Annotated in this window: 11 protein-coding genes; 5 read left to right on the forward strand and 6 right to left on the reverse strand. The window is 47.3% G+C overall.

Annotated features, from left to right (window positions below; genetic code table 11):
* Nucleotides 1-8: 8 nt before the first annotated feature.
* A complete protein-coding gene (locus BC351_RS22115) occupies nucleotides 9-2258 on the reverse strand; it encodes an FAD-dependent oxidoreductase (protein ID WP_079414972.1) in 2250 nt (749 codons plus the stop codon).
* Between the two features lie 125 nt (nucleotides 2259-2383).
* On the opposite strand from BC351_RS22115, the gene BC351_RS22120 reads away from it, so the two are divergent.
* Nucleotides 2384-3166, forward strand: coding sequence for a helix-turn-helix domain-containing protein (locus BC351_RS22120; RefSeq protein ID WP_158082190.1), 783 nt, complete (start codon nucleotides 2384-2386; stop codon nucleotides 3164-3166).
* A 53-nt stretch (nucleotides 3167-3219) separates the two neighbouring features.
* Here the strand turns inward: BC351_RS22120 and ytvI are convergent, their stop codons facing one another.
* Genes ytvI through BC351_RS22135 form a run of 3 tightly spaced genes read right to left on the reverse strand, consistent with a single transcriptional unit; the run spans nucleotide 3220 to nucleotide 5490 of the window.
* Nucleotides 3220-4332 (reverse strand): sporulation integral membrane protein YtvI, encoded by a 1113-nt coding sequence (ytvI, locus tag BC351_RS22125; RefSeq protein ID WP_079414976.1) that lies wholly within the window; start codon nucleotides 4330-4332, stop codon nucleotides 3220-3222.
* Nucleotides 4333-4348: 16 nt separating this feature from the next.
* On the reverse strand, nucleotides 4349-5098 hold the full coding sequence (gene map / locus BC351_RS22130) for a type I methionyl aminopeptidase (protein ID WP_079414978.1): 750 nt from the start codon (nucleotides 5096-5098) through the stop codon (nucleotides 4349-4351).
* A 32-nt stretch (nucleotides 5099-5130) separates the two neighbouring features.
* A complete protein-coding gene (locus BC351_RS22135) occupies nucleotides 5131-5490 on the reverse strand; it encodes a winged helix-turn-helix transcriptional regulator (RefSeq protein WP_079414980.1) in 360 nt (119 codons plus the stop codon).
* Nucleotides 5491-5731: 241 nt separating this feature from the next.
* Between BC351_RS22135 and BC351_RS22140 the strand changes: the two genes are divergently transcribed.
* Both BC351_RS22140 and BC351_RS22145 read left to right on the forward strand, forming a co-directional pair.
* Complete coding sequence (locus tag BC351_RS22140; RefSeq protein WP_079414982.1) at nucleotides 5732-6034, forward strand: heme biosynthesis protein HemY; 303 nt, start codon at nucleotides 5732-5734, stop codon at nucleotides 6032-6034.
* Nucleotides 6034-6255, forward strand: a complete 222-nt coding sequence (locus BC351_RS22145) for a DUF1450 domain-containing protein (protein WP_079414984.1) — start codon at nucleotides 6034-6036, stop codon at nucleotides 6253-6255. The genes BC351_RS22140 and BC351_RS22145 overlap by 1 nt, the downstream gene beginning before the upstream one ends.
* 52 nt (nucleotides 6256-6307) lie before the next feature.
* Here BC351_RS22145 and BC351_RS22150 read toward each other — a convergent pair whose 3' ends face one another.
* On the reverse strand, nucleotides 6308-6802 hold the full coding sequence (locus BC351_RS22150; protein ID WP_079414986.1) for a glutathione peroxidase: 495 nt from the start codon (nucleotides 6800-6802) through the stop codon (nucleotides 6308-6310).
* Between the two features lie 171 nt (nucleotides 6803-6973).
* On the opposite strand from BC351_RS22150, the gene BC351_RS22155 reads away from it, so the two are divergent.
* A complete protein-coding gene (locus BC351_RS22155) occupies nucleotides 6974-8464 on the forward strand; it encodes an esterase-like activity of phytase family protein (protein WP_079414988.1) in 1491 nt (496 codons plus the stop codon).
* A gap of 58 nt (nucleotides 8465-8522) precedes the next feature.
* Here the strand turns inward: BC351_RS22155 and BC351_RS22160 are convergent, their stop codons facing one another.
* On the reverse strand, nucleotides 8523-9407 hold the full coding sequence (locus BC351_RS22160; protein ID WP_079414990.1) for a TIGR01777 family oxidoreductase: 885 nt from the start codon (nucleotides 9405-9407) through the stop codon (nucleotides 8523-8525).
* 110 nt (nucleotides 9408-9517) lie between these two features.
* Here BC351_RS22160 and BC351_RS22165 point away from each other — a divergent pair, with 110 nt between their 5' ends.
* Nucleotides 9518-10540, forward strand: coding sequence for a glycine-rich domain-containing protein (locus tag BC351_RS22165; protein ID WP_079414992.1), 1023 nt, complete (start codon nucleotides 9518-9520; stop codon nucleotides 10538-10540).
* The last annotated feature ends 492 nt before the right edge of the window (nucleotides 10541-11032 follow it).

Below are 11032 nucleotides of genomic sequence, written 5' to 3' on the forward strand. Positions count from 1 at the left end.
AGTTTTGTTCAACTGTAGCAACGGATTTCTACAATTTCGACGCGCTTCGCGCCATTCGTTGCAGCAGCCAGAACCCGAAGACGATCTGTTGACACGGCTGCGGGCAGTTTATGAGTATGGCTGCGCGTGTGATTACTGCTTTTTTCAGCGACAGTGGTCCAATCTCCGTTGATGAAGGCTTGCAGTTTGTAATCTTTGACCAGCTCAGGAATAATTTCGAATTCGGTTCGATGATGATGCAGGTTGATCAGGTCTTCATTCACATCATCATTGAATGTGAGAAGTACAGTTTGAATGCTAACGGGCTGAGGCCAGCTGACTTCAAGCCATTCCGGTTCTGAGGTGCTTAGCGCTGCCGATGACCAGAGATGCGGACCTCCGTAAGGGCGCTTGTAGCCGTCAGTCGCTTTATCCGCTGTGAACGCTGAGGTAGGCGAAAGCAAGCGGAAACAGAGCGGGCTGCGAACGAAGTCTTTTTGGTTCCAATCGACGACAGGCTGATGATGATGCATATCTCCGAAGTCAGCCAATTCCTGATCGTCTCCTGCAAATTTAAAGGAAAGAACGCCAGTCTGCGGCGAAGCCGACAAATGAACAGAAACAGCGGGATTGCTTCTTAGAATGATAAAAGCGTTCTGTGCGCAATCCGGGTGCCACGCCAGCGCGGCTTTCACCCATTGCTGGGAGCCTTGTGCCACAGGGATTTGGATAGACGTCACCTGAGCTTCAGGGACGTAGTTTTGCGGCTTCCCTGTGCTCCAGAGCTCAACAGTCAGCTCGGTTGCTTCCGACGCGTCTACAAGCAGCTCAACGCCGTCTATGAATGGGTCAGCCGGCACGAGCAGGGCAATATGCGCAGCCAGCGGCATGACCGAAGCGGATTGCTCAAGCGCAAGCTGCGTTAAGGTGCTGGAGGCTGTTGCGACAGCGCTTAACGCAAGATCATCCGCGTCCGCGTTCTTCAGCCCAAGCACAGCGGCATCTTGGCGCAGCAGCGTTTGCTGCAGCTCGCTCAAGTAGCCGTCGTGCAGCTCGCGGGGCGAGATGCCCTTGGCCGCGCAGAGCGCGGCTCCTGTGCCTGCGGCTTCGCCGATGACGGCACACGTCGCCATGACGCGCGTCGTGCCGAAGGCCACGTGGGACGCGCTGATGTTGCGCCCTGCCATCAACATGTTCGTCACGTTGACGGAGTAGAGGGAGCGGAACGGGATATGGTAGCTGCCGTCCATATGCATATGCTTGGAGCCTTTGGCTGTCGCATACATCCCTTGCGGCGGGTGCAGATCAATGGACCAGCCGCCGAAGGCGACGCGGTCTTCGAACAGCTCCTGCGCGATGACATCGTTCTGATTCAGCACGTAGTCCCCAACGAAACGACGGTATTCCCGTTTCCCCGGAACGGAACCGATCCATTCAAGGGTCAGGTTGTCACTGTCGAATTTGCCGGAATTTTTGATATAATCCCATATGCCATAAATAACAGAGGAAAGCTCCTCGCGTATCCGTTCATTATCATGAACGGTATCCAGTTCACCGCCCCATTCAATCCACCAGTAAGAACAGCCGTTATCGCCGCTGCGAATGACGCGTTTCATGGGGATTGAAGTCTGGGTGATATCCTTGGCGAAGCTTGGTGCGATATATTTAACCGGACGGCCAGCGTCCTTCGTATAGAACAGCAGCGTGCTGCCAAGTGTAATATCATCGGGAACGAGTGGTGCCCATTCCTCTTGGAATTCTTCTTGCGCTTCCCGCCCAATCCGGAATTTCGCCCCGGCTAAGAAGCCGACGAGGCCATCTCCCGTACAATCAAGGTACACCCGGCTATCGAAGCGGATTCGTCTTTCGGACCCCATCATCCAGCCAGTAACGGAGCGAATGGTGCGATTGGATTCATCCCCATCCGCGTCAACTTCATGGACATCCGTGTTCAAATATAAAGTTATGTTTTTCTCAGCTTTGACTTTCTCAAGGACGATCAGATCCCAGATATAGGGATTGCCGTCGATATTGCGGTATTGATTCTCTACAAACATTTCTCCCATAATGCCTGTTTCCCGTGCATTTCGATGAACGCCGTGAGAGGTAGCGCCACATACCCAAACCCTGATTTCACTGCTGGCATTTCCCCCAAGGACGGAACGATTTTGAACAAGTGAAACAGTTTGACCTAGTCGCGCGGCAGCAACGGCTGCACAGACTCCTGCTAATCCGCCTCCAACAACGGTTATATCCGATGAAACGATTTCATGCTTCATGCTTGAGCACCTCACTGAATGATATAATGTATTTGATTTCATATTATAAGATCCCATTCCCAATTAACATGCAGAGAGTTACAATGAGCATATACTTTATTTCATATTCTCGGAGGTGCGGCAAGATGGCCTTGCATGAGATGTCGATGAAGCTCATTTCTCATGTGTACTGGCACCAGAAGACAGCGTTTATGCTGGATGTTGATCAATATTCGAGCTGGACGATGTTTGCGGTGGAGGAAGGACGATTCGAGTACAAGATCGGGGAACATGAGGGGGATGCCGGTTTTGGCGATTTGGTGATTTGTCCTCCGCGCATTCCCTTTGGAAGGAAAACCTGCGGTCCTTTGTCGTTTCACTTTTTGCAGTTTGTATGGCTGTCGGATCGCAGCTCGGAATACGAAGGTGAATGGCAAGGCAAGCTGACGGTTCAGGATAGAGAGCGATTGGCTTCGGATTATCGCTACTTGAGGCAGCTGCAGGGCTGGGACGAGGAAATCACGCTGCATAAGCAGCATATGGTGATGGATTTGCTTCGGATGGTTCGAATAGAGCAATCCAGCCAACAGAAAGCGCTCATTGAAACCGATGAGTTGATGGAGCATGCGCGCAGGTTTATTATGGATCATGCTTACGAAAGCCTGTCTATGCTGGATGTAGCGGAAAGAGTAGGTCTGACCGCTGTGCAGCTTACCCGCAAGTTTCGCAAGGCTTTTGCCCAAACCCCCTCGGAATTTCTCAATGAAATTCGTCTAGCGCGGGCACGTCATTTGCTGGAGGGGTCCACATTGACCTTGGACGCTATTGCAGCCAAGTGCGGCTATGAAAACGGATTTTATTTGAGCCGTGTGTTTACGCAGAAGATTGGCATGGCGCCTTCCGTTTATCGCAGCAGGCATCGTGTATAAACGAACCAAAGCCTCGATCTGCCAGTTATCTGGCCACCGAGGCTTGGTTCATGTTAAGGTCCGCTATACGGCAGGCTGCCTTCGACATATTCGTCTTCCGGCTTGCGAATCCAGCGCTGCAAATAGCCTTGCGTATGTAGAGCTTTGATAAGAATGATTAGAACTGGAGACAAGATAACGCCCGCAAATCCAAACAAGGAAAGCGAAACGATCATGAAGGCCAGCGTCGTAAATGCCGATACCCCAAGTGATTCACCTGTAATCTTGGGCTCCATGATTTGTCTGACCATGATGACAACAAGCAGGATAGCGCTAAGCCAAATCGCCAAGGTTGTTTGACCAACAATGAACAGATAAATGATCCAAGGAATGAACAAGGTCGAAACGCCAAGCAGCGGCAGCACATCGAAAATGGCGGATAAGAGCGAGATGGAGAACGCATTGTTAACGCCAAGCGCGAGCAGTGCAATAAAGATAACGATGAACGTCAAAGAGATCAATTTGGACTGTGCTTTTATGTAGGAGACGATCCCTTTGACCACATTTTCCTTGAGAAAAAAGAAAACGGTCTTAAAGGTTTTGGGTGTGTTTTCACCGGCAAGGCGCTTCCAAGAATCAATTTCAATACTGAGGAAGTAGGCCAAAATAATACCGACGATGAAGTTGAACATGAAGGTTGAGAAAGTAGTCAGTGAAGCGACCAATCCAGATAGGAAAGCAATGATGAATTTGGAGGCATTGCCCGCGAACTGCCCGGCATAATCTTTGGCTTTCGTAATGACATCGGGAGGCAAGGTCTGGAAGCGGTCATTTAATTCACTGATTTTATTTACGATCTGATCGTTGAATATGGCTTGATAATCATCGACTTTATCAACAAGGCTCATGATTTGGCTCGTGAAAATAACGACTGCACCTGCGAGCGCTCCCAAAATAATAAGAACGAAGAGCAGGGTTGAAATGGCCGAAGCGATTGATTTGCGCATACCCTTTCGATGCAAAAACCTAGCAAACGGCTCGATCATCATAAAAATGATCAGAGCCAGAAAGATAGGAGTTGCAATGCGATACAAATAGCTGAACAAGAGCATGAAGAGATAAACGGTTAGAACAATGAGAGCAATGTCAAAGGCTGTTCTCCAATATTTCCTGTAAAAAGAAAGCATGCTTGTTCCTCCGGCATCATGATTGTTCGGTTAGTATAATAGGGCCTTCACTCGTAATGGCAATGGTATGTTCATATTGAGCAGAAAGGCTTCCGTCATAAGTACGAGCTGTCCACCCATCCGCGTCGACCTTGGAATGAAATTTGCCGACATTAAGCATCGGTTCAATCGTGAAAACCATGCCTTCTTTAATACGCGGCCCTTTGCCAGCAGGTCCATAATGAGGAACTTGCGGTTCTTCATGCATTTCTGAGCCGATCCCGTGACCGATAAAATCTCTAACAACAGAGAAGCCTTGGGATTCAGCGTATACTTGAATAGCGTGGGAAACATCGCCGATCCGGTTGCCGGGAATCGCTTTCTCAATGCCTTTGTAGAGAGATTCCTTTGTTACGTTCAACAGCTTTTCAGCAATAGGCGAAATCGTGCCGACCGCATAGGACCAAGCCGAGTCTGCCAGCCAGCCATCAATGCGCACGACCATATCAATGGTGACAATATCACCGTCATTTAATGGTTCTTTCTTTGGGAAACCGTGGCAAATTACATCATTGACGGATGCACAGGTTGCGTAGGGATATCCGTGATAGCCTTTTTGCTCAGGGGTAGCGCCATTTTTAGCCAGAAAGCCTTCAACGAATTGATCGATTTCCCAGGAAGTGATGCCAGGGCGAATCATTTTGGCAATTTCTTTGTGGCAATCAGCCAAGATGCGTCCGGCTCTGCCCATTTTTTCAATTTGTTCTTTTGTTTTGATGGTAATCATGTGTGTCCAGCTCCTCTAGCGATATGGTCTCATTATGTCCATTTTGCTGACCATAGCTTCATTTCTTTTAATATTTGATGCAAATCCTCGCCTTTTGGTGTCAGTGTGTATTCCACCGTAACAGGAACTGTCGGGTAGGCCATTCGTTCCAATACGCCATGCTCCTCAAGATGCCGAAGGATATCGGTTAATGATTTGGGACTTATGCCTGTGACTTGACGCTGCAGCTCACCGAATCGCTTCGTCCCGCAAAACAATTCGCGAAGCACGAGAAATGCCCATTTGCCGCCAATAACTTCCAGTGTCCGCTCAATGGAACATTCGATCTCTTTGGGTACTTTGGGAACATAATTGCTGAGTGGAGCGACTTTTTCATTCTCTAGGGTTGACATAAGATCGCTTCCTTTCATTTTTGGCAACACTAACATCTGGGTAAGTAAGTTACCTGCCTGTATTTAGTGTCATTTGTTTTCACTACTATGTATTTTAAAGTTCGTGCCACGAATTAGCAAGAGTTGCGGTTATTGTTCCATTCTATTGTTATTCTAGATAGATCCTAGGACAAAGGTTGATTTCGTGCCCTAGATTCTTTACAATAAGAAATAAAATTATAGTTTCAGGAGATGTGTACATATGAACGTCAAAATTTCTCGCAATGCAGCAAAAGTACTTCAATTGGAGCTTGATAAAGAAGAAAACAAAGGGTTATTGGTTCGTGTACAAGTGACACATTCCCACGGTGATCACGCTCACTACGGTTTGGGTCTTGACGATAAAACAGACAATGACGTCCTTGTCAGCACGGATAAAGGAATTGATGTAATTTTGGACAAAAATGAGCCGTTGCTGGATGGTATCCGCATTGACTACTTCTACACACCAGAAGAAGGCTTCATGATTACGAACCCAAGCAAGGGGAACCACGGAGATCACTAATGCGTAATGATATTCGCATTTGTGATAAATGCAAACACATGAAAGTCAAGTCCGCCATTTCCAAAATTGGCGTCATTGCTCCGGAGACTGAGGTCAAAGTAGCGTGCAAATCCTATTGCGGCCCCTGTTCCCGATTTGCCTTTATTTTTATTAACGGCCGCTATGTGACTGCGGCAACTGAAGATGAAGTCATCGAAAAAGCCAAAAAATATGTGAAATAGCAAAAGCATCCTTCCATTAATGGACAGGATGCTTTTTTTCGTTGTTGCTTTTTTAGGCGTGAACGGCTGATTTCTCCAGCAATTTGCGGATTTGACCTTCAATTTTGCTGGGCGAAGTCGTAGGAGAGAAGCGTTTCAGCACTTTGCCGTCTTGGTCGACGAGAAACTTCGTGAAATTCCATTTAATTCCTGAGCCAAATAAGCCGGAGGCTTGCTGTTTAAGGAAACGATATAACGGATGAGCGTCAGGGCCGTTTACATTGATTTTGGAGAAGAGTGGAAAGTTAACGCCGAAGTTAAGTTGGCAAGTTTGCTCAACCTGAGCGTCATCACCGGGCTCTTGATCCTTGAATTGATTGCATGGAAAGCCAAGCACGCTGAAGCCCTGATCTTTATAGGTGTCATGGAGCTCTTGGAGTCCTTTGAATTGAGGCGCGAGTCCGCATTTCGTTGCCGTATTAACAATAAGGAGCACTTGACCTTTGTAGTCGGCAAGAGACTTTTCTTCGCCGCGGTTGGTCCGAGCTGAAAATTGATGAACGTTCAAAAGGATCACCTTCTCTTATTTATTTTGTGCAAATTAATTGTACACAACTTTTCAAGGGATTGCAAAGACTATTTTAAATTTTACAAAAGATTGATTTTCCATTAACATCCAGCGAATAAAAAAGCTATATGCTAATCGTAGTAAACGCTGAATAGATAACGGAGGGTTAAGATGAAAAGATTCTTTAGAAGGAAACGATTGCTTATCGTATTGGCTGCACTTGGTGCAGTCTCCACAACAACGGTGGTGTCGGCAGGCCCGGCAGCGCTCGAGGCTGTTGCTGTCAAATTTCAACTGACCTCTGGCGGCAAAACACTTACACTCGATAAAGATCCTGTCGTTATTGATGGCAGCACCTACGTTCCGCTTCGCACCATTGGCGAGGCATTGGAGAAGCAAGTTGAATGGAATGAATGGAATCAAACGATTGCTCTAAAAGATATTCCCAAAGTTACTGGTAAATTCGAATGGAAGAATGCTCCAGTTCTCGAAAAAGGTATTCAAGAAGGCGGCTTTTCAGGACTCGTTCATTTACCGAAAGATGCGCCTGATATTTTTTATACCCTTGCGGATCGTGGTCCAAACGGTGAAGTTGGCAAAGATAAATTACGTACATTCCCTATCCAGAACTATACACCTCGCTTATATAAATTCAAGATTTCGAACGGAGCTATTGAAATTCTGGAAACGATTAAACTCTCACTTCCAGATGGGAAACTCGACAAAGTCACCAATAGCAAATACATAACAGGCTTGCCAAACTTGGTTGGACCCGATGAAGTTCCTTATGATGAGAAAGGTGTAACGAAGCTTCCGTATGACCCGGATGGTTTGGATTTGGAAGGCATCGCTTATAGCCCTTCAGATGATACTTTCTGGATTTCGGACGAGTACCGTCCTTCTATTCTTCAAGTTAAACGCGATGGCACAATTCTGGGCCGTTATGTTCCCAAGGGCTCTAAGGAGAAATTAGTGCAAGCGGGTGCCCAAATTCCGATTTTTGACACTCTTCCAGAGGTTTACAATAAACGTATTTCCAATCGTGGTTTCGAGGGTATAACCATATCTCCTGATGGCAAGTTCCTATATACGTCCATTCAAAGTCCAATGGCGAACCCGGATAAGAAAACAGGCGAGGCTTCCCGGAATCTGCGTATTCTCAAAATGGATATTGCCACCAAGCAAATCGTTGGTGAATACGTGTACGTGGCAGAGCAAGCCGGTATATTTGTAAAAGTAAACCAAAAGGATATCGTTATCAGTGACTTGTCCGCGCTGTCCAGTGATGTGCTTCTCGTCGATGAGCGGGATAAAAACGCAGGCGCTGATGCGCAGCTGAAACGTATCTACAAATCCGATTTCTCTAAAGCTACGAATATTTTAGGCAAAGAGATCAGCAACAACCTGGAAAGTCTCTCTATTCAGCAGCTCAAAGATCAAGGCATTCAGCCTGTCAGCAAAGAGCTGATCGTTGATATTGCGAAGTTGGGTTACCCATATGAGAAAATCGAAGGCTTGACGGTTGTGGATAAGAATACAATTGCGATTGTCAACGACAACGATTTTGGGATTAGCTATGATGATAAAGGGGTATTAACCTTAACGGGGGCTCCAACGCAGTTGCAACTGATTCAAGTTTCAGACGACCTCACCGCCAAATAGGCTATTCAAAGCAAAACCCAGATCACTGAGCTTAGCTCGCAGATCTGGGTTTTATGTATTAGACGATATCGGTAAGTGCTTTGTCAACCGTTACGAATTTAAAGGAAAATCCATGCTCAAGCAGTACACGAGGCAGTACCTTTTGGCCATTTAAGAGCAGTGTCGACAACTCTCCGAATATCAGCTTCAAGACAAAGGCAGGGAGCGGGAATACATTTGGCCGATGCATCGCTTTCCCAAGTGCTTGGCCAAATTCCTTGTTGGTAACCGGATGAGGGGCAGTGGCATTAACAGGCCCGACAATCGCTTCATGCTGGATGCAAAAGTCAATCAACCGCACCATGTCTTCAATGTGAATCCAGGAGAGCCATTGCTTGCCGCTGCCTATGCGGCCGCCGACCCCAAGCTTATAGGGCATCGCCATTTTGGGAAATGCTCCTTCTTTTCCATCCAGCACAAGTCCTACACGCACTTTGACGATTCGCGTTCCTTGGATTCGATCTGCTGCCTGTTCCCACTGCTGGGTGACCCCTGACAAGAAATCGACCTGATGATGAGGGCTTCGTTCGTCAAAGGATGCCGTTTCTGACGTTCCATAAATCGACATCCCGGACGCATTGACAACAACCTTCGGTTTGTTGGCCATCCGTTCAACTAACTGAGCTACCTGCTCTGCTGCTTTGATGCGAGATTGAACAATGCGTTCCTTGGCCTTAGCAGTCCAACGTTGATTAATGGATTCCCCGGCAAGATTGACGATGGCATCCAGATCTTCAAGTTCCAGCGGCGAGCTCTGCAATTGATCCCAAGTTACCGTGCGTATAGCAGGGTCGACAGCTTTTGGAGAACGTGAAATATTTATTAATTCATGGCCTTGCAGCTGCAAATGAGCGATCAATCTTCTGCCAATAAATCCGCTTCCGCCGGTTACGGCTATCTTCATAATTCCGCACCTCCTTACAAGCATTATAGGTCTTTCATACAATGTTTTCCATTGAACGTTATTCTACGGTTAACAGATATGTGTTATATTGGAAAAAAGGAGGGATGCCCATGTTTCGTTTTCTTTTCCGCAAATCATCCAAAACGCCCAGGCGCAACCGCCTAGGCAGATCCATACCGAGCTATCGAGCATCGGAACTGCCTCAAGGACTTGGTTTGCTGCCCGGTATTCCATTAGAACGTATTGCTGCTAAGCTTGACAGCGCACTTCCAATCGATTTTATAGAAAGACTCCAATATCGTGTGAAAAGCGAAAACCCGCAGATGACGGATGATGAATTTGCTTGCAAATGGTTTGAGTTGAAACGATTTTTCTTGATGAATCTGGTATTGAAGCGAACCCCGATGTTCAGCAATGAAATTGATGACATTTGGCATGAGATGCTGATGTTTACGCGTGAATATCAACGGTTCGGCGATCAATTTGCCGGAGGCGTTATTCATCACTCTCCAGAAAGGGAACCGAAACAAATGCCAGGGGAGCGAGCTTGGTTCGACTGGGTTTATGCCCATTTGTTTGAGTTTGCCCCTGCCAGTACGCGCTGCTGGAACGGTTTTTTCCGGAATCCGCTGGATAAGGATCGAACGGATCTGCTTCGTATAGGGAACGAAGATGAGATTGCAGAGCTCTGGTTCGATATGGAGCAGGCCAAAAGGTATCCGGAAGTCGCGGAGACAATCCGCTTGCTGATTGCCCAAGCGATTGAGGAAGCGAGACAGTCGGCGAACAGCCGCAGCTTGGAGGAGACAGGTTGGAGAGACTCGCTAGTCGGGCCGACTAGCATGGTATATTTGGCCAGTGCGATGATGTTTTTCTCGGTCAATGATACGGAGAATTACGCAAGTGGAATCAATGACTACTTGCCTGAGAATCAAGTGGATACAGATAAAGACAGGCAAAGCAGTTGTTCATCTTCGGGCTGCGGAAGCTTTGGGAGCGACGGAAGTAATGGAGGCGACGGAGGCAGTTCCGGCGATCAAGGCGGAGGCAGCAGCTGCAGCTCCGACTCAGGTTCAAGCTCAGGCTCCTCATGTTCGTCGAGTTCCAGCTGCGGATCAAGCTGCAGCAGCTAGCAGCTTGAAGTTGGCGGGAATTGCTGGTTTCAGGGTGCTAGCGTTTGAGGATGCCATCGTTACACGCCATGCCTATATGAGAGGAGAAACCGGGATACGTTATTTCCTCACGGAAGGCTCGAATTCGTCTATTTACGGAATTATTGGATGTTAATACGCTGCAATTATGCTGATTCCGAGCATGAAATGGTGAAATAGCGGACCGTTGTTCCCCTTGGCGTGAAATTAGACGGTTTTCAGCCATATAGCGGATCATAGTTCCCCTTGGACTAGGAAATGACGCAGCGAGTATGTCTTATAGACGAAAAGGAACTATGATCCGCTAATTGGTATGAATCAGGGGAAAAGTAGCATGAAAGGGAACTGAGGTACGCTATTTAAGTGGAAAATGCTGATTCCGAGCATGAAATGGTGAAATAGCGGACCGTAGTTCCCCTTGGCGTGAGATTGGACGGTTTTCAGCCATATAGCGGATCATAGTTCCGCTTGGAC

Origin of the sequence: Paenibacillus ferrarius, assembly GCF_002027705.1 — a bacterium.
Classification (GTDB): domain Bacteria; phylum Bacillota; class Bacilli; order Paenibacillales; family NBRC-103111; genus Paenibacillus_E; species Paenibacillus_E ferrarius.